This is a genomic window from Cupriavidus sp. R6-3, assembly GCF_059772245.1.
Genome location: NZ_JCBAJO010000014.1, coordinates 16854 through 41451 on the forward strand (window position 1 = coordinate 16854; position 24598 = coordinate 41451).

17 protein-coding genes and 1 tRNA gene are annotated in these 24598 nt (G+C 64.7%); 2 read left to right on the plus strand and 16 right to left on the minus strand.

Annotated elements, in window-relative coordinates:
* Positions 1–147: 147 nt before the first annotated feature.
* From AC6EI8_RS04770 to mads1, 9 genes are all read right to left on the minus strand, one after another.
* Complete coding sequence (locus tag AC6EI8_RS04770) at positions 148–1299, minus strand: S1C family serine protease (protein ID WP_498381406.1); 1152 nt, start codon at positions 1297–1299, stop codon at positions 148–150.
* A 24-nt stretch (positions 1300–1323) separates the two neighbouring features.
* Positions 1324–2277 (minus strand): zinc metalloprotease HtpX, encoded by a 954-nt coding sequence (locus tag AC6EI8_RS04775; RefSeq protein ID WP_498381407.1) that lies wholly within the window; start codon positions 2275–2277, stop codon positions 1324–1326.
* Positions 2255–2755 carry a phosphate-starvation-inducible PsiE family protein gene (locus AC6EI8_RS04780; RefSeq protein WP_226108384.1) on the minus strand — a complete coding sequence of 167 codons (501 nt, stop codon included), beginning with the start codon at positions 2753–2755 and terminating at the stop codon, positions 2255–2257. Before AC6EI8_RS04780 ends, AC6EI8_RS04775 begins: the two co-directional genes overlap by 23 nt.
* A gap of 183 nt (positions 2756–2938) precedes the next feature.
* A complete protein-coding gene (locus AC6EI8_RS04785; RefSeq protein WP_498381408.1) occupies positions 2939–5542 on the minus strand; it encodes a putative bifunctional diguanylate cyclase/phosphodiesterase in 2604 nt (867 codons plus the stop codon).
* The gene (ftsH, locus tag AC6EI8_RS04790) at positions 5539–7422 is read right to left on the minus strand and encodes an ATP-dependent zinc metalloprotease FtsH (RefSeq protein WP_226108383.1); all 1884 of its coding nucleotides are present in this window, start codon (positions 7420–7422) and stop codon (positions 5539–5541) included. The genes AC6EI8_RS04785 and ftsH overlap by 4 nt, the downstream gene beginning before the upstream one ends.
* A 27-nt stretch (positions 7423–7449) precedes the next feature.
* Positions 7450–8880 carry a phospholipase D-like domain-containing protein gene (locus tag AC6EI8_RS04795; RefSeq protein ID WP_498381409.1) on the minus strand — a complete coding sequence of 477 codons (1431 nt, stop codon included), beginning with the start codon at positions 8878–8880 and terminating at the stop codon, positions 7450–7452.
* 16 nt (positions 8881–8896) lie between these two features.
* Positions 8897–11749: a heat shock survival AAA family ATPase ClpK gene (gene clpK, locus AC6EI8_RS04800; protein ID WP_498381410.1), complete on the minus strand. Its 2853-nt coding sequence runs from the start codon at positions 11747–11749 to the stop codon at positions 8897–8899.
* Between the two features lie 96 nt (positions 11750–11845).
* Positions 11846–12415 (minus strand): Hsp20/alpha crystallin family protein, encoded by a 570-nt coding sequence (locus tag AC6EI8_RS04805; protein ID WP_498381411.1) that lies wholly within the window; start codon positions 12413–12415, stop codon positions 11846–11848.
* Positions 12416–12517: 102 nt separating this feature from the next.
* A complete protein-coding gene (gene mads1, locus AC6EI8_RS04810) occupies positions 12518–12763 on the minus strand; it encodes a methylation-associated defense system helix-turn-helix domain-containing protein MAD1 (protein WP_498381412.1) in 246 nt (81 codons plus the stop codon).
* A gap of 428 nt (positions 12764–13191) precedes the next feature.
* Here mads1 and AC6EI8_RS04815 point away from each other — a divergent pair, with 428 nt between their 5' ends.
* A complete protein-coding gene (locus tag AC6EI8_RS04815; protein ID WP_498381413.1) occupies positions 13192–13506 on the plus strand; it encodes a DUF3085 domain-containing protein in 315 nt (104 codons plus the stop codon).
* 191 nt (positions 13507–13697) lie between these two features.
* On the opposite strand, the gene AC6EI8_RS04820 is transcribed toward AC6EI8_RS04815, so the two are convergent.
* The 7 genes from AC6EI8_RS04820 to ubiD all read right to left on the minus strand — a co-directional run bounded on the left by AC6EI8_RS04820 (position 13698) and on the right by ubiD (position 22687).
* On the minus strand, positions 13698–13865 hold the full coding sequence (locus tag AC6EI8_RS04820) for a hypothetical protein (RefSeq protein WP_498381414.1): 168 nt from the start codon (positions 13863–13865) through the stop codon (positions 13698–13700).
* A 65-nt stretch (positions 13866–13930) separates the two neighbouring features.
* On the minus strand, positions 13931–15856 hold the full coding sequence (locus AC6EI8_RS04825) for a tyrosine-type recombinase/integrase (RefSeq protein ID WP_226108371.1): 1926 nt from the start codon (positions 15854–15856) through the stop codon (positions 13931–13933).
* A 238-nt stretch (positions 15857–16094) separates the two neighbouring features.
* A tRNA-Gly gene (locus tag AC6EI8_RS04830) sits at positions 16095–16169 on the minus strand.
* 46 nt (positions 16170–16215) lie between these two features.
* Entirely contained in the window at positions 16216–17145 is a 930-nt protein-coding gene (locus AC6EI8_RS04835; protein WP_265633315.1) for an aldose epimerase family protein, read from the minus strand.
* 157 nt (positions 17146–17302) lie between these two features.
* Complete coding sequence (locus tag AC6EI8_RS04840; protein ID WP_498381415.1) at positions 17303–19381, minus strand: acetoacetate--CoA ligase; 2079 nt, start codon at positions 19379–19381, stop codon at positions 17303–17305.
* A gap of 112 nt (positions 19382–19493) precedes the next feature.
* Positions 19494–20975: an NAD-dependent succinate-semialdehyde dehydrogenase gene (locus AC6EI8_RS04845; RefSeq protein WP_265633317.1), complete on the minus strand. Its 1482-nt coding sequence runs from the start codon at positions 20973–20975 to the stop codon at positions 19494–19496.
* 176 nt (positions 20976–21151) lie between these two features.
* Positions 21152–22687, minus strand: coding sequence for a 4-hydroxy-3-polyprenylbenzoate decarboxylase (gene ubiD / locus AC6EI8_RS04850; RefSeq protein WP_265633318.1), 1536 nt, complete (start codon positions 22685–22687; stop codon positions 21152–21154).
* A 651-nt stretch (positions 22688–23338) separates the two neighbouring features.
* Between ubiD and AC6EI8_RS04855 the strand changes: the two genes are divergently transcribed.
* Positions 23339–24460, plus strand: a complete 1122-nt coding sequence (locus AC6EI8_RS04855; protein WP_149317771.1) for a lytic transglycosylase domain-containing protein — start codon at positions 23339–23341, stop codon at positions 24458–24460.
* Positions 24461–24598 lie beyond the last annotated feature (138 nt).

Here is a 24598-nt window from a genome sequence, read left to right on the forward strand (position 1 = left end):
GTTCCGGCGTTGCATGCTTGCCTATTCGGATAGGCAGATCGCATCCGAAAATTACGGAGGTTGAGGCGGAACGCTACCTGGCCGAAGACCTGAGAACCTCAATCGCCGCGACGCTGCACTACCGCCTGATCCACAGGTTCAGTTCAATCAATTCCCGGGTTGCAGCTCCACACGCACCTCGCGCGATTTGCCGGCCCGTTCCACTGACAAGACCACCACATCGCCGACCTTCCTGTCGTCTAGCCGCGCGAGCAGCTTGGCCACATCGTCCGTCGCCTTGCCATCAACATCGATGATGCGGTCGCCCGGCACGATGCCTTGCGGCGTGACTTCGACACCCGCGAGCCCGGCTTTGTGCGCTGCAGAGCCGGGGGTGACACGCAGCACGAACACGCCCTTGCTTCCGGTCAGTGCAAGCAGGCGCTGATTGAGCTGTTCGTCCACCTCGATGCCAAGCGCCGGGCGGATGTATTTGCCGGACTTGATGAGTTGCGGCACTACCCGCATGACGGTGTCCACCGGCACGGCAAAACCGATCCCGGCCGAGGCGCCGGAGGGACTGTAGATCGCCGTGTTGATGCCGATAAGCCGCCCGGCCGAATCGAGCAGGGGGCCGCCCGAGTTGCCGGGGTTAATGGCGGCGTCGGTCTGGACCAGGTGATCAATTGTCGGGCCGCCCGCTTCTCCCGGTAACGAGCGGTCGAGCGCGGAGACGATGCCGGTGGTGAGCGTCCAGTCCAGGCCAAAGGGGTTGCCGATAGCAAACACCTTCTGTCCCACCTTGAGGTCGGTGCTGGTGCCGACAGGCACAGCAGGCGGGCGTTTGAAGCCGACGCCGATCTTGAGTACGGCGATGTCGTGCGCTGGGCTCGCCCCCACCAGCGCGGCCTGGTAGTCGCGGCCGTCGGCAAGCTTGACGGTGGCTTCGGACGCGCCCTGGATGACGTGGAAGTTGGTGACGACATGGCCGGCGTCGTCCCAAATGAAGCCCGATCCCGTGCCACGGGGCACGGAGAAGACATTGCGCGTCCAGACGTCGCGCACCAGCTGCGCGGTGGTTATGTAGGCCACCGAGGCGCGTGATTTTTCGAACAGTTCGATGGTGGCCTTTTCGTCCGCCGCCAAGTCGCCGCGCGCCGTCACGGTGCGCTCTGCCGCCTCGCGCGGACTGAACCATGCCTCGATGGCGGGCAGGAACTGCCACAGCAGCATGAGCGCAGCAATGCAGGCGGTGATGAAGAGCCACCGCCGGATGAAGGGATCCGGTGCGGGGCGTGGATACGGGTTAGGGTAGGCCATGAGAAGTCTCCTGTTGATAGGCAATCAGCGCCATAGCCCGCTCGGGCGCCAGCGCGGCGGGCGCGGCGTCACAGCGGATTCCGGCAAGAAATGGGGCGCGTGAAACGGCAAGGCTGTTGCTGGTCCAGGCGCCAACGTCAGCAGGCGTGAGATGCGATCTTGCGTTGCCGGATGCGTGCGCAACCAGGAAGGCTCGGGATTGCCCCATCCCGGCCACAGCCAGGCACCCCAGGAGCGGCTGACCCGCTCGATCTTCGCCAGTGCGGACGCCAGCCCTTGCGGGTCGCCGGTCAGTTCCGCCGCGAGGCGGTCGGCGTCGAACTCACGCACGCGAGACAAACCGAGCTGTGCGAGCAGGGCCAGCTGGGGCGAGGCGGCCAGCAGAAGCAGTCCAGGCCAGTTGACCGCCACCGCGCCGGCCAGCAGTGCGGGCAAGCTGAACACAATAGCGATCTGTCCGACCATCGCCAGCAGGCTCGTGAGGCGACTGACGGAATCCGCCATCCCCATGACACGCAGATCCTCATTAGCGATGTGCGCGAGCACACCCGCCAGTTCGCGCGGACTCAGGTTGCGCAGCAGGCCATCGGTGAGGGCGATCGATGCATGCTGCTTCGAGCCGATAGCGAAGGCGTTGACGACGGCACTGGGCACGTAGTGCGGCACCGGCGTGGCGGACAAACCGGCACGGGCGGACAGTTCGCGCAACATGGCCCAAATCTTGGGCGCTTCGTGCGGGTGCAGGGCCCGCGCGCGGTACAGGCGCAAGGTCAGCGCCGACGCGGCTGTCGGCTCCAGCAGCAGCGCGCCAGCAACGGCAAACAGCGCGAGCCAAAAGCCGCCTTCGCCGAACAACAGGCTCCCCGCAGCGGTCGCAATCCCGACCAGGGTCAGGACCAGCAACCCCGTCTGCAGGCGGTTGAGCCGGCGATGTTGCAACAACGCAGCACGCAGGTCACTGGGATGATGACGGTTCATGCCCAGATGTCTCGGCTGCGCGGTTGTCGCGATCGCGCAGCAGCCAGTAAGTGATACTAAGCGCCAGCGTGGCGCCTGCCAGCGCGGCGATTTTGGCGGGACTCGTGTCGGGGTCGAGGACCACGAACTTGCGTGCCAGCGCGATCAGGCCGATGACGATCACGGTCTTGACCTGGATGATGCTGTCCCGACGCAGCGCCACGCGCACGATGGAATGCTTGAACTCCATCGCGATCAAGAGCGTCATGATCATGCCAAACACGCTCTGGAATACCTTGTGGTCCATGGGATTGAAGGCATCGAGGATCAGCAGTGTGAAGACTATAGAGATGAGCTGGAGAAGCGACACCACGATGATGACGGCAATCACCGCCGACAGAACGAGGGCGACGACCTGCTCGAAGCGCTCGTAAACCGTCATCAACCGCCACTGGGAGCGCATCTCGTCAAGGGCCGTGTGGCCAGATTCTTTATGCATAAGCGTTGCTCTCTCTTTCAATGAAACGTTAATGGAACGGGGAGTCCGATAAGACGACTCGATTACACCTGCATCACCGGGGCAATTGCGAAGCCATCCAGCGCATAATGTCCTGCGCGCCTGTGGCGCCGCCGATGGGTGGATCAGCCTCTTGCACGTCAACCCTTCGTCCCATGCATGGCATCAATCCGGCTTCTGGTCCGGCGGCAGCAATCCCAGCAGATCCGCCTGCAAATGTTGCAACCTGTCGATGCCAGCCCTCAATGCCTCGACACGGCCGGCATTTTTCATTTCACTCAGGGTGTGAGCCAACTGCTGGATGCTCTGATGCAGGACATCGACCTGATCATTGGGATCCTTGCCGAAGAACGTAGGGCGACCACTTTGATCCCGCCAGTATTGGAGTGTTTCGGATTGAGGAGGCACTTGGGTCTTGCCTGACAGATAGTCGATCATCTGGGAAATCCAGACCCGGTGGTCGGCGTATGTGAACGGCACGGGCAGCGCGGCGCGACTGTCAGGTTTGAAACCCATCCAGGATACGGGTACCTGCCAGGTGTGTAGCCATTGCTCGAATTCATGCACCGGCATCGGATGCCCGATGGCATAACCCTGGCCCCACTCGCATCCCAGACGCAGCAGAATTTCACCATGCTTAATGGATTCGACTCCCTCCGCGATGCAGTTCCTGCCAAACGACCTTGCCAGTGCCAGTAGCGCATCCAGGATGGCGATATCGTCCGGATCCTCGAGCATGTCGCGTATAAAACCTTGGTCGATCTTGAGCAGGTACGCGGGCAGGCGCTTCAGATAGGTCAGCGATGAATAGCCGCTGCCGAAATCGTCGATGGCAAAACGCAATCCCATCCTCTCGCACAGCGCCATCAACTGAGACACTTGAACGAAGTCCTCCACGGCGCTGGTTTCGAGGATTTCCAGTTCAAGGTCTTGCGGCTGGGCGCCGGGATGTCGTGACAACATACCCCGTAGATGCATGATGAAGTCCGGTTGCAGCAAGTGCTCGGCACCGATATTCACGCTGATCGGGACATGTAGGCCGGCCTTGCGCCAAATTTCGATCTGGGTCAGCGCAGCCTCGATGGTCCATTTCCCCACGTCAATCCCGAGCGGATGATTCTCAATGAGGGGTATGAAGGAGGCAGGAGATAACAAGCCACGCGCCGGATGTTGCCAGCGGATCAAGGCTTCGGCGCCCAGCACCTCACCGGTGCGCATGTTGACCTTAGGTTGGAAGTAAAGCAGAAACTGCCCATTGGCAAGTGCATTCTTTATGCTGTCCAATCCTTCGTGACGGGTGCGCAGCGTACGATCCTTCTCCGTATCGAAAACGTGATACCGATTCTTGCCAGCTTGCTTGGCGAAATGCATGGCCTGATCTGCCTGCCGCAGTAGTTGGTCGGCGTCGATGTCTTCGACTTGCGGGTAGTAGCTCACACCGATACTCGCGCTCACCTCGCACAGTGCGTCACCAATCGGTACGGGCTGCGCAGCTACCTCGATCAGGCGATCAAGAATCGGTACGCTGATGGAAATATCCGGCAGGTCGACCAGAACAGCGACAAACTCATCACCACCAAGACGGGCCAAGGTATCGCCTTCGCGCAACACTTGCGTCATACGCCTGGACAGGACGGACAGCAATTTGTCGCCGACTGCGTGGCCGTGCTGGTCGTTGACCTTCTTGAATCCATCCAGATCGATGAAGACAACCGCCAGGTGCATGCCACGCCGACGTGTCTGACGAATGGCCTGCTTAAGGCGGTCTCCAAGCAATAGTCGGTTGGGCAAGCCGGTGAGCAGGTCGTAATGAGCAACGCGTTCAAGCTGTTGCTGGTTCTCCTTCAGCGCCGTGATGTCGGAGAACATGGCTGCGTAATGCTCGATATGGCCCTGCATATCCGGGACTGCACTGATCGTCAGCAGCGCGGCAAACTGGCTGCCGTTCTTGCGTCGGCACCAGAGCTCTCCGTGCCAGTAGTCGTGCTCACGCAGAGCCTGCCAAACGGTCTGATAGAACTCATCGTCATAGCGATCGGACTGGAGCAGACGGGGTGTCTGGCCCAATACTTCCTCCCGCGCATAACCAGTGATCACGGTAAACGCCCGGTTGACGTTGACAATGTGGGCCTGAGCGTCGGTAACGAGGATGCCCTCTCCTGCGTGCGCAAAAACTTTAGCCGCAAGGCGAAGCTCTTCCGCGGATCTTCTGCGTGAGGTGACATCATGGATATAGCCGTGCCAGAGGATGCTCCCATCAGGCATGGCTTCAGGCGACGCCTCGCCTTCGACCCAGATCACCCGACCGTCTGGAAACTGCACCCGGTACTCGTCATGCCAAAGCGCGAGTGACCTCCCCGACGCCTGTATGGTTTCATGCACACGGTTGCGGTCTTCAGGATGGAGCGCCGCGAACACAGGAGTGGCATCTTCGACAACATCCTCCGGTGCAACCCCGTATATTTCCCGTATCTTCGCGCTGGCATAAGGGAAGTGCGAGCTGCCGTCCGGACGAAGACGGTATTGGTAAAGCATACCGGGAACGTGGCTGGCCAACTCTTTTCGCTGTAGGCGCATAGAGTTCAGCGCCTGCTCGACCCTCTTGAGATCGGTGATGTCCTCTACCGTCGCTGTGGTCAGCTCGATGGGTTCTCCGGCGAACAGCGGGTACTGGCACCGCCCGCAATTGGGCTGCTCAGCCAGTTTGTTGGCTGGAACGCGATTGATGGATTGGCAGTGTGGGCAGACGATATGAAGGCTGTCACTCATGAGGTGGCTCTTTGGGACACAGAGGAAGTAATGGCTCCGGCAGTTGGGCCGCTGTGACATGGGGATTCGAGCAGTAGCCCTTGCGTCAGTTGTCGGATGCTGTGTTCATCCAGCGTTTCCCGTGCGAGCAGTTCGCGCGCGCACCGCTCCAGCACTTCTCGGTTAATTTCGAGAATTCGGTATGCACGATCAAACACACCCATCACGATGTCACGGATGGCTTGGTCGATGCGTGCCTGAGTCGATTCGGCTACCCGGCAGCCACCCTGTACCAGTTCAGGCGCATCAAGAAAACGCGGCCTCTGTGCCTCAAAAGCGACGTACCCCAAGCCCTCATCCATGCCGAAGCGCGTAATCATGTCGCGGGCGATGTCGGTGGCCCGCGCGAGATCGTCTGCCGCGCCCGTGGACAGTTCGCCGAACACCAGTTTCTCGGCGGCGCGCCCGCCCAGCAGCACGGCGATCTTGTGCTCCAGGTCGGCCCGTGTCATCAGGAAACGGTCTTCGGTTGGGCGTTGCAGCGTGTAGCCGAGCGCGCCGATGCCACGCGGAACGATCGACACCTTGTGCACGGGATCGGTCCCCGGCAGGGCCAGTGCCACCAGCGCATGGCCCATTTCGTGGTAGGCCACGGTTTCCCGCTCCTTCGTGCTGAGCACGCGGCTCTTCTTTTCGAGCCCGGCCACAATGCGTTCGATGGCGGCGGTGAAGTCCTGCAATTCCACCGCCTGCGCGCGGCGCCGTGTCGCGGCCAGCGCCGCCTCATTCACCAGATTGGCCAGGTCGGCGCCGGAAAAGCCGGTGGTCAGCGCCGCGACCTGCTCCAGGTCCACATCGCGCGCGAGGGTGACCTTCTTGACATGGACCTTCAGGATGTCGAGACGCCCTTTCTTGTCGGGCCGGTCCACCAGCACCTGGCGATCGAAACGGCCGGCGCGCAGCAGCGCCTGGTCGAGAATTTCCGGGCGATTGGTGGCAGCCAAGATGATGAGTCCCACCGAACTGTCGAAGCCATCCATCTCGGTGAGCAACTGGTTGAGCGTCTGCTCGCGCTCGTCGTGGCCGCCGATCGGCCCACCCGCACCGCGCGCGCGGCCGAGAGCGTCGAGTTCGTCGATGAAGATAATGGCGGGCGCCTGGGTGCGGGCCTGCTCGAACAAGTCGCGCACGCGCGCGGCCCCCACGCCGACGAACATCTCGACGAACTCCGAGCCGGAGATGGAAAAGAACGGCACCCCGGCTTCGCCGGCCACCGCCTTGGCCAGCAAGGTCTTGCCCGTGCCCGGCGGGCCCACCAACAGCACGCCTTTGGGGATGTGCGCACCGAGGCGGCCATAGTCCTGCGGGTTCTTCAGGAAATCGACGATCTCGACGAGTTCAGCCTTGGCCTCGTCCACGCCCGCCACATCCGCGAAGGTCACGCCCGTGTTTTTCTCCATGAACACTTTGGCGCGGCTCTTGCCAATGCTCAGGAAACCGCCCATGCCCTGCTTCTCGGCAAAGCGGCGGAAGAGGAAAAACCAGACGCCAAAGAATGCCACTGCCGGCAGAATCCATGACAGCAGATCGCGCAGCCAGGTGCTTTCCACCACCCGTGCATAAGGAACCTCGTATTTGGACAGGCGCTCCGCCAGATCAGGTTCGACGCGGGTCGCAACGATGGTGGTCTTGCCACGGGCGTCCGGTGATTTAAGGCGCCCGGTGACGGTACGGTCCGATACCAGGACTTCGGCAACACGGCCCTCGGCCAGCGCCTTCTCGAATTCGCTGTACGGCACCGGCTCGACGGTCTGCGCCGCTTGCCAGTAGTTCTGGAGCATCAGCAGCATCAGGCCGGCAACGATCCAGTAGCCGACGTTCCATTGATCTTTCTTTTCCATCAGCGTTGTTCTCCGAAAGTCGTTTCTCTATAGAACCGGTGTGAACAGGCGGGCGACACCGTCGCGCACCTTTACGGCAAGCGGACGCATGCGCACGGCCGTGGGTGTGACAAGGGCCGACGCGTCGCGTGTGGTATCGAAAAGTGCTTCGAGACGGTCACACAGAGCAGCGTCGTAGACCTCGACGTTGAACTCGAAGTTGAGCCGCAGGCTGCGTGCGTCCCAGTTGGCCGACCCCAGGCAGCACCAGGCGCCATCGACCAGCATCAGCTTGGTGTGGTCGAAGGGGCCGGGCCGCTCGAAGATCCGTACGCCATGCTCCATCACCTGCCAGTAATGGGCGCGGGCCGCCCATTGCACGGACGGGTGATCGCCGTTGGCAGGCGTGAGCACCTCGATCCGTACGCCGCGCAAGGCGGCCGTGCTCAGCGCGGCGATCATCGGTTGATCGGGCACGAAGTAGGGCGTCCAGATGCGAACCGACTGCCGTGCCGCACTCAAGGCCCCCATGAATGTCCAACGCATCCGGTCCAGGGTTTCGTCAGGGCCGGCCTCAATGCCTCTGGCCCAGCTTGTACCCAGCTCGGCAGCCGGCGCAGGCCGCCCACCCCAGAAGCGCTCGTCGAGCCGCTCGTCCGAGGTGTCACACCAATCCTCGGTGAAGCAACGCTTGAGATCGGCGACGACCGGGCCCTGCAGGCGGAAATGCAAGTCATGGCAGGCCTGCTCGGGCGCATCCGGCCGCCAGTAGGGGCTGAAGATGTTCATGCCGCCGGTAAAGCCTGTTTCGCCGTCGACCACCAGCAGCTTGCGGTGATTGCGCAGGTGCGCGGCATGCAGCCGTGCGGGGATCAGCGTCGGATTGAACGGCGCCACCATTAATCCGCTGCGCTTCAGCCGTCGATAGGCGCTCTGGCGTACCCATCGTGCGGAGACATCGTCGATCAGCACCCGCACCTGCACGCCGCGCGCATGGGCACGCTGCAGGGCTTCGACAAACTGCGTACCGATGCCCTGGCCATCGAAGATGTAGGATGTCAGGGCAACGCTGTGACGGGCCGAGTCGATCGCGGCGAGCATGGCCGGGTAGGCCTGCTCGCCATCGACCAGTGGCTCGATGCGATTGCCACCGGTCAGCGGCTGACCGGTGGCGCGCCCCACCAGATGCGCTAGGCCGGAGAACGCCGACGGCAGCGTGGCGGGGACCTCCATACAGTCTGTGGTCGGCGATGCGCGACCAGCGCCCGGGTACAGCCTCCGCGCCCGCCACTGATAGCGGTTGATACCGAACAACAGGTACAGCAGCGAACCGCCAAGCGGTAGCAGGGCGATCAGCAGCACCCAAAGCGCGGCCGATCGCGGGTCACGCTTGTAGACGACCGCGTGCCCCGCAGCGGCGAGCGCCGCCGCGAGTGAGACCAGGGTGGCTGCCGATGCCAGGCCATGGGAAGCAGACATGACAGCCCCCGATGCATCAGGATGGATCGCTCGCCGGTTTCTTCTTCCGGGAACCCTTGCCGTCGTCGCTCTTCGGCGCATCGGTTGACTTGGCTTCGGCCGGCTTGTCGGCCTCGACCTCGCTCTTGGGCGGCTCCGTGCGCTCGAAGCCGACCCGATCCGCCTTGTCGTCCCAGCGGGCGACGACGTGATCGCCCTTGCCGATGCCGCCGCCCAGCATCTCGCGCGCCAGCGCCGTTTCCAGCTCGCTGCGGATCAAGCGCTTGAGCGCACGCGCGCCGAATTCAGGCTTGTAGCCTTCCTCGGCAAAGTGGTCGATCAAGGTCTCGTCGAAGGTCAGTGTCACGCCCTGGCTGGCCGCGTTACGCGCCACGCGATCGAGTTGCAGCCCGACGATGTGACGGATCTCCTCCTTGCCCAGGGCATGGAAGACGATGATTTCTTCGATCCGGTTGAGGAACTCGGGCCGGAAGTGCCCGCGCAGCACGTCCATGACCTCGTTTTTTGTCTTCTCGTACTCCTCGCCAGCCGCACCGCGCGCCTTCAGGCGCCGCTGGATGATGTCCGAGCCCAGGTTGGACGTGGCGATGATGATGGTGTTGGTGAAGTCCACCACGCGCCCCTTGCCGTCGGTCAGGCGGCCGTCGTCGAATACCTGCAGCAGGATGTTGTAGACGTCGGGGTGGGCCTTCTCGATCTCGTCGAGCAGCAGCACGCTGTAGGGCTTGCGACGCACTTTCTCGGTCAGCTGACCGCCCTCGTCGTAGCCGACGTAGCCCGGGGGCGCGCCCACCAGTCTCGCCACGGTGTGGCGTTCGCCATACTCCGACATGTCGATGCGCAACAGTGCGCCCTCGTCGCCGTAGATGGCTTCGGCCAGGGTCTTGGCCAGCTCAGTCTTGCCGACGCCGGTGGGCCCGAGGAACAGGAACGTGGCTACCGGCTTGCTGCCCTCGCGCAGGCCGGCGCGCGACAGCCGCACCGCATCGGCGACGGCGCGCACCGCTTCGTCCTGCCCGACCAGGCGCTCGTGCAGACGCTGCTCCAGGTGCAGCAGCTTCTCGCGCTCCTCCACCGTCAGCTCGTTCACCGGAATGCCGGTCAGGCGCGAGACGATCTGGGCCACGTGCTCGGCCTTGACCTCGGCGCTGCCCGAGGCGCGCTCGCGCTCCCATTCCTCGACGCGCTTCTTGAGCTCGGCCTCCTTGGCTTCGATCCGCTTGCCGATCTCTGCCGCCTTGTCGTATTGCTTGCGGGCTGCCACGTAGTCCTGCTCACGGCGCAGCTGGTGCAGTTCCGCCTCCAGCTCCTGCACGGCGATCGGACGTGCCGTCGCAGACAGCTTCACCCGGGCGGCGGCCTGATCAAGCAGGTCGATGGCCTTGTCCGGCAAGAAGCGCGCGGTGATGTAACGGTCGGAGAGCTCCGCGGCGGCGATGATCGCTTCCTCTGAGATGCTGACCTTGTGGTGCGCCTCGAAGGTGTCGCGCAGGCCGCGCAGGATCATGATGGCCTGCGCCACGGTGGGCTCCGGCACCGTCACCGGCTGGAAGCGTCGCTCCAGCGCGGCGTCCTTCTCGATGTACTTCTGATATTCGTTGAGCGTGGTGGCGCCGATCAGGTTCAGCTCGCCACGCGCCATCATGGGCTTGAACACGTTGGCCACGTCCAGGCCGCCTTCGCCGCCGCCCTGGCCCGCACCGACGATGGTGTGCACCTCGTCGATGAACAGGATCAGCTCGCCCTGGTGCTCCGAGATTTCCTTGAGCACCTTCTGCACGCGCTCCTCGAACTCGCCCCGGTACTTGGCACCTGCGACCATTGCATTGATGTTCAGCTCAACCAGGCGCTTGTCGCGCAGCGTCTCGGGCACCTCGCCGGCCACCATGCGCTGCGCCAGACCCTCGACGATGGCGGTCTTGCCCACGCCGGGCTCGCCGATCAGCACTGGGTTATTCTTCTTGCGCCGTGCCAGCACCTCGATCGTGGTCTCGATCTCCTGGGCTCGACCGATGACCGGGTCCAGCTTGCCGTCACGCGCCATCTTCGTCAGGTCGCGGGAGTACTTGTCGAGCTCGGGGGTGTTGGTGGGCGTCTCGGCGCGGCCGTCCTCGGCGCCCTTGCCGACCACCTTGTTGACCTGCTGGCGCAGCGCCTGCGGCGTGAGGCCATAGCGGCGCAGCAGGTTGGCCGCCAGACCTTCGCCTTCTTCGGCCAGTCCCACCAGAAAATGCTCGGGGCCGACATAGGAATGACCGAGTTCGTTGGAGGCCACGAAGGCGCGGCTGAGTGCGTCCTTGACGCGCGGCGACACACCGATTTCGCCCTCGAAGGGCTTGTCGCCCCGCTTGGCCTCGGATTCGATCTGGCGTTTGAGGTCGTCCACCTTGATCTTGAACTGACCAAGGATGGTCTTGACCACGTCACTGTCGGTCAGCGACAGCAGCAGGTGTTCGGTATCCACCTCGGGACGGCCAAACTCGGCGGCGTGCTTGGCGGCCTCCTGCAGCAGGGTCTCTGATTGTTCGCTGATGCGGCTGGCCAGCCCGCCACCGCGACGGCGCGGTGCGCCGGCCCCTGCGGACGCCGGTTCGCCGAACGAGGCATCGACCACTTCATCGTCGGTATCGGCTGTCACCGGCGCCGAGTCGTCACCGAGGCGGAAGAAGTCACTGCCCAGGAAATCCTCGAACAGCCCGCTGCGCGAGCCGAACAAGGCTTCCAGCGGGGAAACGGTACGCTTTTGCTGGCGTACCAGCTGGCGGTAGTGGTCGTCGCACAGCAGCATGGTGCTGTGGCGACCATTCAGATTGGCTTCTACCCGCACGGTGGCGGGTTGGCCGCAGACTTGGCATTGTTTTCTGGCCATGCTGGCACTCCTGGAGTGATTGGGGCGACGAGGTGCCGCGTGTCATGGCACCTCGTCTGCGAGTTGATTGATCAAGTACGCAAGCGGCAGTCGATTTCAGCTGTTGATGGGAATGGAGCGCCCCTGCTTCGGTGCACTGGCCTCACGCTTGTCCATCGTGATGGTGAGCACGCCATTCTTGAAATTGGCCTTGATGGAGTCCTGATTGGCATCGCCGGGCAGGTTCAGCGCACGCTGAAAACTGCCGTAGGACCGCTCGATCCGATGGAAGCCTCCCTCCTTCTTCTCCTGCTCCTGCCGCTTTTCACCGCGCACCACCAGCACGTCGTTGTCGAGCGTGATCTGGATGTCCTTCTCCTCGACACCTGGAACTTCCACAGCAATCCGGTACTGCCTATCGGTTTCCTGGATATCCACGGCCGGCTTCAGCACGCCTGGCCACTCTGCCGGCCAACGCGGCATGGCCAAAGTCGGAACACCAAACCCGCGGAATGCGTCATCAAAGAGGCGGTCGATTTCGCGATGCAATTGCAGGATCGGACTGACTGCACCCCCTGCCACAGGCTGGTCATTGCGCTGCACAGGCAGCGAGGCAGCCGCCTGTTGCTCTTCCTGTTCGTTCTTGAACCAGTTCCAGGGAGCCAACTTTTTCAGATCGAAACTCATGTCACACCTCCAGAAATAGTCAGGGAATCTCTCAATCCGTTTGCCTGCTGATCCAGGCCAAGGCACACAGGCCATACGGCGTACGTGTCGGAGTCAAGCTGTTCACCTTCGCGCATCACCTCCTTTCCGTGCCTCGGTTGGCGATCGATCTTCAATCCAGCGATCGATGTCGCTTCGCCGAAACCGCCATGTCCCACCCACTTTGAACGCCGGGATCTCCTCTTGCGCGGCGAGTCGGTATAGCGTGCGCTTGCCAACCTTCAAGTACGCCGCCAGCTCGTCGAGCGTGAAGATTTCATCCGGACCAGTTTTCATGGTTCCACCACGCAACTCTTTGACCTTGTTCATCAATTGCCGATTCTTGCAACCATTTGCATTAATGCGCGCTTTCTTGCAAATTTCAAGGGGCACAGCACATAACATTGATCTATGTCAATGGCGCCCGCCGTTTTTGCCTAGGGTCTGTTGCCGTTTCGATCTAAGCCATTGATATATAATAAAAAGATCGTGTCGTTGTAGCTCTCACACAACACCAATACGAGCTTGCAATGCCCCGATTACTGCTCAGTGACGAGCACTGGTCGAAGCTGCGGTAAATTCTGCTGCACAAGGCCATCTACTGATCTACGAATGACCGTGGAAGGCATGCTGTACCACATGCTCCCAGCGGCTTCCCGCGCTCGCGGCGGGAAGCCTCTCTTCCTGCCTCTCTGGAGATCACACCCATGTCTGTGTGATTCAAAGGTACCGACCTGCGGCCCGTACTTGCCGAGGCCGTGGTCAACCAATGCCGCATCATCCTGGTCAAGGATCAGGGCGTGTACTTCCTGGCCGAGCGCGGCGAGCGCCGACCCGATGGTCGCCAGAAGACCATCGCCTATGCCGCCGGCCGCAACCCGGATGTCGATGCCTTCGACGACTGGTGGGAGCTGGCGCGCGCCGCGTTCGGTGGCGACGACTTCGGCGAGTTCTTCGATCCGCAGGAGAGCGTGTTTGCGCGCATCCTGCACAGCGAGGACGACCTCGACGTGTCCACCACCGCGACACACCTGTCGCTGCAGGCGGTTCCTTCCACCCCCAGCGGCAACTGACCGCCCATCCCTGGCCCCCGCTCCGGGGGCCTCTTTCTTCCCGGCAATGCGGACAGCCGCGAGTGCCGATTGCCGCTCGCCTGCGCGCTGCCCTGGCGCCACGCTTCCGGCCATGTTCCGCTGACGTCCGTCAGCGACATGCCCAGGCAGCCACGATCTTCAAGGCTGCGACGCGGTTCCGACCGCGTTGATCACTCCAGTTCGCACCGGCGTCCATGCGCGAACGGCCATCGGTTCTCGATGGCGATGCCACCAAGCTGTTCCATCAACCCACGCGGGGGGTTCACACCTTCCCCGCCTTGGGTCGGGTGTGTCTCCGCCTCTTTGTTCTTCAGGAGATTCACCATGACCACTTCCACCGAAAAGTCCTACTTCGATCTGCCAGGCAAGCGCCTGACCGAACCTCGGCGCGACCCTGGCTTGATCAATCTCCGGCCGTCGCTTCGGCGGCATCGGCAGCGACGGCTTCGCGCACCAGCCGCTGCACGCTTTGCCGGACCGGCTCAGGGAACTCGGTCGTCACGACTGGCTCGCTCGCCTGCGTGCACTGTGCGGCCACCAGCCGCGCGGCAAGGTGCAGGTTCGTTGGGTTGACGGCTTCGATGGCCGGCCGTGTCCCGAGCGCCTCGTACGAGCGCAGGAGTGCGTGGTAGATGTCCCAGGTGTCGATGCCCCGTGGCAGTTGCTTCAGGACGGACTGGACCAGCCTGCGCTTGAGCGGATCGAGTTGCCAGTCCGGCACCCGCTGCCCGCGATGCCCCATGTGGATCGACAGCAGGTTGCCGGCCTGGATCTCGTAGGTGATCCAGCGGCGCGACTTGCCCGCGAGCTTGGCGTAGTCCGCCACCGAGAGGTTGTGTGGTGCCTCGAAGGTCTCCAGCACTTGCAGGCGTTCGCGCTGCGCCTCCGACAGGCGCGGCCGTGCGTACTCGGGCATGCGCACGGCCGACAGCCGCTGCACCGATGCCGGCGCTTCAAGTTGGTCGGGCGTTGGCGCGGTCACGATCAGTTGCGGCGCAGTGAGGTCGACCACCGGAGGCTGCACGGCCGCCTGGCCGGCGATGGTCGGCAGGCCCTGAAGCGTGATGGTCAGATGCCGGCTGGCAACCTCGACCTGGTTCTGCTCGAACAGGTCCAGGCGATCGGCCCAGTCCTGCATCATGACGCGGCGCTGCTCGACGTATTCGGCATGGTTGTAGGTCGCGCTGATCCTGTCTGGATCGGCATGCGAGAGCTGGGCGTCCACCCACTTCTTCGGGTAGCCGAGTTCGTTCAGCGCCGTCGAGATCGTTGCCCGGATGCCATGCCCCGTGAGTTGGTCCTCGTAGCCCATGCGCTTGAGCGCGGCGTTGAGCGTGTTCTCGCTGATCGGGTTCTTCAGACACCAGTCGCCGGGGATGAGATAAACCTGGGCCGGCTTGAAGTTGTCGAGCAGGTGGCGAACGATCTCCTGCGCCTGCACCGACAGCGGCACGATGTAGGGTGGGATGTCGATCAGGCGCTTGCGCTTCTTCCTGGTGAGCAGCTTGCGCTGTTTGAGCCTGGCTACGGGGATGATCCACAGGCCCCGGTCGAGATCGAGCTGATCGGGCGTGGCGAAGCGCAACTCGCCAGTGCGCACACCGGTGAGCATCAGCAGCCGCAAGCCCAATTGCGTGTTCAGGCGACCGCGGTACTTGCGCAGCGTCTGCAGCATGACCGGCAACTCGTGCATGCGCAGGAACGGGTTGTGTTCGACCGGCGGCAAGGGCAGTGCGACCACTTCCAGGTCCCTGGACGGGTTCTCGCCCATGTTGGGAATCGCCACCGTGGCGTAGGTGAACAACTGGGTGAACCAGGTCCGCAGCTTCTCGGCCACCGACAGCGAGCCGCGCTTTTCCACCTTGCCGATGATGTCCAGCAGGTGCGCGCGGGTGATCTCGTAGATGGTCAGGTGCCGCAGCGACGGGAACACGTCCTTCTTGAAGACGCGCCCGATCTGCTCCAGGCTGGTCTGCCGTCCTTCCTCCAGCGAGAGACGGCGATGGGCCAGCCATTGCTCGTAGACGGCCATGAAGGTGTGCTCGCCGGCCAGGACGATCGCGTGCCGCTTGCGCTTGCGTTCGCTGTGGGGATTGACGCCCTTGGCGAGCAGCGAGCGGGCTTCATCGCGCAGCGCGCGGGCGTCCTTCAGGGAAAGCGCCGGGTAGTTACCGAGGGTGATGCGCTCGCGCTTGCCAAACCACGAATAGCGGAAGTGCCAGGCCTTGGTGCCGATGGCGGAAACGTAGAGATAGAGGCCGTCGAAGTCGGCCAGCGCGTATGGCTTGCCGGTGCACTTGGCCTGCCGTGCCATGAGGTCCGAAAGCATGATCCCAACTCCTTGAAAGCGAGTTGAGTGCCATGTTTCCCGTCGGGTCCCGGCTCCTCCAGCAACAATGCGGCAAGGGAAGCTCGCGCATTGTTTGGGCCACTTTTTGTACCAGTTTGGACCGGCTGTCAGTGGATTTCGCTGGACGTCACTGGATCGAAGATTCTGAAAAAGTCGAATAGTGACAATGACTTGCAACACTCCATGGACGTCCTTGGAACGCCCTGGAAAGTCGAAGTGGAGCGGGCGATGGGAATCGAACCCACGTTTTTAGCTTGGGAAGCTAAGGTAATAGCCATTATACGACGCCCGCGTGAGGCGGCCATTTTATGCGCGATCCGGCTGCGCGCGCAAGGCGGCTAGGTCGGAAGCAGCCGGCAAACGGCTTCGGTGCTGTCGCCAGGCGCGACCCATCGCGTTTCTCCTGGCCGATGAATCGCATCGGGCAGGGCCAGCCACGGCTCGACGCAATAGAAGTCCGAATCCTCGCGTTCGCTCCAGGTCGTGACGGCCTCCCAGGGGACGGCCCCACGGTTGGCCTCGAGATCGATGCGGATCGTGCGGCCCGTGCCGCTGCCCTCGCCCGATGGAATCGCCAGCTCGCACGTTCCGGCAACGGGCGCATGCAAGCGGTGGAAGGTGTCCTGCAAGCGCGGGTCGTCGAGCGCGTAGACCCCTTCGCCGGGCTCGGTCGCGGTCAGGCTGCCGTCGGCGCGCTGGCGCAACCGTTCGGCCGGCGGCATCGCCAATCGGCACCGGCCTCGCAGGGCGTGCGGCACGGCGAAATAGAAGTGGTGTCCCGCATAGACGGGCAGCGGCTCGGTGCCGGTATTGCGCGCTACCAGCGCGACCTCGAGTCCGTCTTCCAGCAGCCGGTAGCTCGCTTCAAAGCGGAACGAAAACGGATAGGCGTCGCGGGTCGCGTCCGAATCGGTCAACGCCATCGTGATCGAACGCGCCGGATCGCACGCTGCGATCTCGAACGGCAGGTCGCGCGCGAAGCCGTGCTGCGGCATGGCACGGACCACGCCGTTGCGATCGCGCCATTGGCCCGGTTGGCCGTCGACGAAATGGCGGCCGATAAAGGGAAACAGCAGCGGATTGCCGCCACGGATCTTCGCCGGGCGCGACCAGTCGGCGTCGTCGGGCCAGTACAGGATGTCGGTGCCGCGATGGATCCAGCGCACCAGGCGGCCGCCGGCCCAAGGCGCGAGCAGCAGGGCGTTGTGCTCGTGGCCGATGCGGATCAGGTCCTGGTCCTGGTAGCGAAACCTCGGAGTGCTGGGCATGGTCGTGCGATAAAACGGGCGGGGCGATGGCGCATGATACCGGCACGGCAGGGCACGGCCACGAAAGGGCTCGGCGCTGCAGGCGCGGCGCGGCGGGGCTGGCCAGGGCAGGGTGCGGGAGGGCGCGGCAAGGCACGGCCCGCCCGCCCTCGATGCGCTAGGCCGTCGCGGCGCTGGTCTCGCTCAGGTAACGCCGCGCGTAATCGAAGTACCAGTCCAGCGTGTCCGGATTGGCCATCGCGTCGCGGTTGGCGATTCTGTCCGGGTCGTGGCCCAGCAGCAGCTTCTTGATCGGCACCTCCATCTTCTTGCCCGACAGCGTGCGCGGAATGCCCGGCACCTGCAGGATCGCGTTGGGCACGTGCCGCGACGACAGCGCCTCGCGGATGCGCGCGCGGATCGTGTCGACCAGCCTGTCGTCGAGCGCGATGCCTTCGCGCAGCACGACGAACAGCGGCATGTACGAATCGCGGCCGAGATATTCGAGGTCGACCACCATGCTGTCGAGCACCTCGGGCAGTTCCTCGACCACGCGGTACAGCTCGCTGGTGCCCATGCGGATGCCGTGCCGGTTGATGGTCGCATCCGAGCGGCCGTAGATGATGGCGCCGCCGCGCGAGGTGATCTTGATCCAGTCGCCGTGGCGCCAGACGCCGGGGTAGGTATCGAAATAGCTGTCGCGGTAGCGCTTGCCGTCGGTGTCGCCCCACAGGTAGAGCGGCATCGAGGGCATCGGCTCGGTGCAGACCAGTTCGCCGACCTCGTCGATCCGCGCGTGGCCGGCCTCGTCGAAGGCCTCGACCTTGGCGCCGAGGCAGCGGCATTGCATCTCGCCGGCGTAGACCGGCAGCAGCGGGCAGCCGGCGACGAAGGAGCCCGCGAAGTCGGTGCCGCCGGACATCGGCGCCAGCCAGATGTCGTCGCGAACGTTGCGGTAGATCCAGTCGTAGGCTTCCGCGGGCAGCGGCGAGCCGGTCGAGCCGATGCCGCGCAGGCGGCTCAGGTCGGCCTCGCGCGACGGCACCACGCCGGCCTTGATGCCGCCCGTGAAGAACGCCGCGCCGGCGCCGAAGACCGTGATGCCGGCGGCTTCCGCAAAGCGCCACAGCACGCCGGCGTCGGGCCAGGCCGGATTGCCGTCATAGATCGCGATGGTGCTGCCGAGCAGCAGCCCGGCCACCTGCGCATTCCACATGATCCAGCCGCTGCTGCTGTACCAGTGGAAGACATCGTCCGGGCCGAGGTCGTTGTGGAACGCCATCAGCTTGAGCTGCTCGATCACGATGCCGCCGTGGCCGTGCACGATGGGTTTGGGCATGCCGGTGGTGCCGGACGAATAGACGATCCACAGCGGATGGTCGAACGGCACGCTGTCGATCTGCAGCGGCACGTCGTGCGCCAGTGCGTCCTGCCAGCGATGGCGGCGCAGCGCGCTCGCCTTGCCCGGGGCGCTTTCCGGCGCAGTTTCCAGCGTAGTTGCCCGCGCAGTTTCCAGCGCGGTGGTCGGTATCTCGTCCGGCGTTCCCAGCAGCGGCACCACGATCAGGTCGGTCAGCGACGGCAGCGCGTCGACCAGCTGCGCCACCACCGGCGCGCGGTCGTAGGCCTTGCCGCCGTAGCGGTAGCCGTCCACGGCGATCAGCACCTTCGGTTCGATCTGGCGGAAGCGGTCGGCCACCGCGACCTGCCCCATGTCCGGCGCGCAGCCGGACCAGACCGCGCCGACGCTGGCGGTGGCGAGGAAGGCGACGATGGTCTGCGGGATGTTGGGCAGATAGCCCGCCACGCGGTCGCCGCGGCCGACGCCCAGCCGACGCAGCGTATGCGCCAATGCCGCGACCTGCGACTCCAGCGCGTCCCAGCTCAGTTCGGCCAGCGGCTGCGCTTCGCCGGCATGGCGGATCGCGGCGCGCTGGCGCGCCGCGCCTTCGCCCGCATGGCGGAAGACCTGCTGCACATAGTTCAGGCTGGCGCCCTCGAACCAGCGCGCGCCCGGCATCTCGCGGCGCGCCAGCACCTGGCGGGCCGGCGTGTCGAAGCGGACATCGAAGTAGGCGCGGATCGCGTCCCAGAAGGCCTCGATGTCGGTGACCGACCAGCGCCACAGGCTGTCGTAATCGTCGAACGCGAGGCCGCGCGTTTCGCGCAGCCATCGCATGAAGGCCGTCAGCCGCGCGCGCTCGCGCACCGCGGGCGACGGCGTCCAGACCAGCTTGCCTTCTTCCAGCGTCGTCATGTCTCCTCCTCTGCCTTGTTGTTTGCGCCCGCGTGCCGATGGCTGCGCGGGACCGGGATGGCTCAAGGGGTGGGGGCGGGCGCCGTCGGCGCCCGCGAGGCGGTCGGACGGGTCAGATGCCGCCGAGGCAAAGGTACTTCAGTTCCAGGTACTCGTCGATGCCGTAGGTCGAGCCCTCGCGGCCGAGGCCCGACTGCTTGACGCCGCCGAACGGGGCCACCTCGTTCGAGATCAGGCCGGTGTTGATGCCGACCATGCCGTATTCGAGCTGCTCGGCCACGCGCCAGACGCGGCCGATATCGCGGCTGTAGAAATACGAGGCGAGGCCGAACTCGCTGGCGTTGGCCAGCGCCACGGCTTCCTGCTCGTCGCGGAACTTGAACACGGCCGCCACGGGGCCGAAGGTTTCCTCGCGCGAGATCAGCATCTCGGGGGTGGCGTCGGCCAGCACGGTCGGCGCGATGAAGCGGCCCGAGCCCAGGCCTTCCACCAGCTTGCCGCCGGTCAGCAGGCGGGCGCCGCGCGAGGTCGCGTCGTCGATATGCTGGCGCACCTTCTGCACCGCCTGGTCGTCGATCAGCGGACCCTGCGCCACGCCGGCGTCGAAGCCGTTGCCCACGCGCAGGCCTTCGGCCTGCCGCGCCAGCTTGGCGACGAACTCGTCGTAGATCGACTCGTGCGCATAGAAGCGGTTGGTGCAGACGCAGGTCTGGCCGGCATTGCGGTACTTGGACGCGATCGCGCCTTCGACAGCGGCATCGATATCGGCATCGTCGAACACGATGAAGGGCGCGTGGCCGCCGAGCTCCAGTGCGATCTTCTTGACCGTCGGCGCGCATTGCCCCATCAGGATGCGGCCCACCGGCGTCGAGCCGGTGAAGGACAGATGGCGCACCACCGGCGACGCGCACAGCGTCTTGCCGATCGCGATCGACTGGTCGGCATCGCCGGTGACGATATTGATCACGCCGGCCGGGATGCCGGCGCGGTGCGCCAGTTCGGCCATCGCCAGCGCGCACAGCGGCGTCTGCTCGGCCGGCTTGACCACGATGGTGCAGCCGGCGGCCAGCGCGGGCGCGCACTTGCGCGTGATCATCGCGATCGGGAAGTTCCACGGCGTGATCGACGCGCACACGCCGATCGGCTGCTTCAGCACCACCATCCGCTTGTCTGCCCAGGTCGAGGCCGGCACGTCGCCGCTGACGCGCTTGGCTTCCTCGGCGAACCACTCGATGAAGGACGCGCCGTAGACGACCTCGCCCTTCGATTCGGCCAGCGGCTTGCCCTGTTCGGCGGTCATCAGCGCGGCCAGGTCGTCGGCGTGGGCGATCAGCAGATCGAACCAGCGGCGCATCAGGTTGGCACGCTCCTTGGCGGTCTTCGCGCGCCAGGCCGGCCAGGCGGCCTCGGCGGCGGCGATCGCGCGCTCGGTTTCGGCGGCGCCCAGGTTGGCGACCTGCAGCAGTTCCTGGTTGTTGGCCGGGTCGATCACCGGGAAGGTGGTGCCGTTGTCGGCCCCGACCCATTCGCCGTTGACATAGGACTGGCTGCGGACCAGGGCACGGTCCTGGATTCGGTCTAGCGCATTGGCCATCGTGGTCTCCTGTAATCGGTTCTGGTTGCAGATGATAGCGGGGGATGGCGGCGGCCGCGTCCAGGACGCCGGAGGGCGCCGGACGCTCAGGGTCTCGGGCACCTCAAGCCCTCACGCCCTGAAGCCCTCAGCCCTCGGCCCTCGGCCCTCGGCCCTCGGCCCTCGGCCCTCGGCCCTCAACCGCCGGGCGGCCGTTCGAACAGCGTCTCCCACATGCCGTCGACACGGGTCTTGATCGCCGCATCCATCTGAATGGGACGTCCCCATTCGCGCGTGGTTTCGCCGGGCCACTTGTCGGTGGCGTCGATGCCCATCTTGGAGCCGAGCCCCGACACCGGCGAGGCGAAATCGAGGTAGTCGATCGGCGTGTTGTCGACCAGCACCGTATCGCGCGTCGGGTCGACCCGCGTGGTGATCGCCCAGATCACCTCCTTCCAGTCGCGCACGTCGACGTCGTCGTCGACCACCACGATGAACTTCGTATACATGAACTGCCGCAGGAAGCTCCAGACGCCGAACATCACCCGCTTGGCGTGGCCGGCGTACTGCTTCTTCATGCGCACCACCGCCATCCGGTAGCTGCAGCCCTCGGGCGGCAGATAGAAGTCGGTGATCTCGGGAAACTGCTTCTGCAGCAGCGGCACGAACACCTCGTTGAGCGCGACGCCGAGCACGGCCGGCTCGTCGGGTGGCTTGCCGGTGTAGGTCGAGTGATAGATCGGATCGCGCCGCATCGTGATGCGGTCGATGGTGAAGACGGGGAACCAGTCCTGCTCGTTGTAGTAGCCGGTGTGGTCGCCGAACGGACCTTCCAGCGCGTGCTGGTAGCCGGACGGATGCGTCGGGTCGGGCTGAATATGGCCTTCGAGCACGATCTCGGCCGAGGCCGGCACGCTCAGCTCGGACAGCGTCGGCGTCAGGCAGCCGGCCAGCGCGGTACGGCTGCCGCGCAGCAGGCCGGCGAACTGGTATTCGGACAGCGTATCGGGCACCGGCGTCACCGCGCCGAGCATCGTGGCCGGATCCGCGCCCAGCGCGACCGCGATCGGAAACGGCTTGCCCGGATTGGCCAATGCGTGCTCGCGGAAGTCCAGCGCGCCGCCGCGGTGCGCCAGCCAGCGCATGATGACCTGGTTGCGGCCGATCACCTGCTGGCGGTAGATGCCCAGGTTCTGCCGCTTCTTGTGCGGGCCCTTGGTCACCACCAGGCCCCAGGTGATCAGCGGCGCGGCGTCGCCGGGCCAGCACTTCTGGATCGGCAGGCGCGCCAGGTCGACGTCATTGCCCTCCCAGACGATCTCCTGGCAGGCCGGGCTCGACACCTTCTTCGGTGCCATGTCCCAGACCGACTTGACCAGCGTGAACAGCTTGCCGGCCTCGCGCAGGCCGCGCGGCGGCTCGGGCTCCTTCAGCGCAGACAGCACGCGCCCGATGTCGCGCAGATCGGCCAGCGATTCCGCGCCCATGCCCAATGCGACCCTGCGTGGCGTGCCGAACAGATTGGCCAGCACCGGCATGTCGAAAATCGCCTCACCGGCTGCCGTGGCGGCGCGCGCGGGCTTCTCGAACAGCACGGCGGGCCCTTCGGCACGCAGCAGGCGATCGCAGATCTCGGTCATTTCGAGGTCGGGCGACACCGGCGCCGCGATGCGCCGCAACTCGCCCTGCTGTTCGAGTTGACCGATGAAATCGCGCAAGTCTTTGTATTGCATCAGGAATTTGTGGTTGGGCGAGGGGCGCGGCGAGAGCGCCACGCTCGTCGGAGCGTCAATCTGAGTGAAGTGCGGTCCATATTCGACCGCTTCGGAAGAAAAATTTTGCGGCACAGCGTACCGGCAAATTGTAAGTTTTTTTGAAAGACAGGCGGACGAGCAGGGCCGGACAGCCTAGGCCAGCACTACGATTGCGGCCAGCTGAGTGATTCTTTCACCCCACCGTAGCGGGGATCCGTTATAACAAAAAGGAATTGTTTTTCGTTCTTTAATTCTTGACTCGATATAAAACGGTTTTTACAATCGCGTCTGCTCAAAGGTGTGCTGCGTTGCAACAACGAACTTTTCGATCCTGTCAAGGGGTGTAACGCAGATCACCACGTTGGATCAACCAGAGCGGACCGCTACAAGGGAGGTCCCTCCGATCACCGCCGGCAATGACCGGCGCGTCTTGAGTCTTCGCAGCAGGGCAGGCTACCCCAAGAGCCTCCTCTGCTAATCGCTGGGCGCTTGGGGAGCGCCCACCAACAACAGATGCCGATCGCCCCTGCAAGGCGGTGCGACATCCTTACTTGACTACGTTGCCAGTGGACGGCCATGCGTGGGCGAATGCCCTGCAGGACCGGGAGCCGGCGGCGCATGGAGGTAAGCATGAGTGGTTGGAAAACCCTTCATCTTCCCGGTGTCGGGCGGGCGTTGCAGGTCCGCTTCAGGCAACCGGTTCCCGGTGTGCGGCGTGCCCTGCAGGTTCGTCTCGCGCATCCGGTCGCGGGCCGCGCACTGCGCAGCGGTCGCGCAACGTTGAAATACGCGCTGAACAGCGCGGGTCTGATCGCGGTAGTGGCCGGTATTTCGCTGTCGGTCAGCCAGGAATGGCGCACCGCGCTGGCCGGCATGCTGGCCGGCAACGAGGCGCCCGCCATCCTGCTGGAGGCGGCGACCGCGTCGGCGCCGGTGCATGCCAGCACGGCCGACGTGGCGGCCGCCAAGCTGCTGCCGGCGGTGAAGGTGCCAGCGGTGCCGGCAGGCGGCGCCGCAGTGCCGGCCGTGGCGGGGGTGGGTCTGCCGAGCGTGTCGGGCGTCGGCGAGTGGGCCAATGCCAGCCAGTCGAAGGTGCCGTCGGTCGCCCATCTGGCGGCCCGTATCCCGGCCCAGCGCGTGGCCCTGGACGCGCGCTACAGCAGCGCGCTGGCCAGCGCGCGCGAACAGGCCGCGGTGGCCGAGTACATCGCGCGCAAGTACCGCGTGGCCGCGCAGGCGACCGCGCAACTGGTCAAGGCCGCCTATCTGACCGGCCGCGAGGTCGGTATTGATCCGCTGCTGATCCTGGGCGTGATCGCGATCGAGTCCAGCTTCAATCCGTACGCGGAGAGCGGCGTGGGCGCGCAGGGCCTGATGCAGGTCATGACCAAGGTCCACCAGGACAAGTACGAGCACGTCGGCGGCGTCGCGGCCGCGCTCAATCCTTACGCCAACATCAAGATCGGTGCGCTGGTGCTGAAGGATTGCATCGCCCGCGCCGGTTCGATCGAAGGCGGCCTGAAGTACTACGTGGGCGCCACCACGGCCACCGATGGCGGCTACGGCGCCAAGGTGCTGGCCGAGCGCGCGAAGCTGCGCCAGGTGCTGGGCATCCGCGGCAACGCGCCGGCGGCGACGCCGGACGCGACCGAGTCGCTGCCGGGTCCGTCGTCGACCAAGACGCAGGCCGAGCATACGCCCGAGCCGGAGAAGTTCGAGCTGGAGGCGGCGCAGACGCCCCGCAAGGCCTGATGCCGGCGCGGCGGGTCCGCGCATGGTAGAAGGCGCGCGGTCGAAAGCGCGCGGTCAAGAAAAGCGGCGCAGCCTGGTTGGCTGCGCCGCTTTCGTTTTGGCGGGCTGTTTTGGCGGGCTCGATGGCCCGCCGTCGCG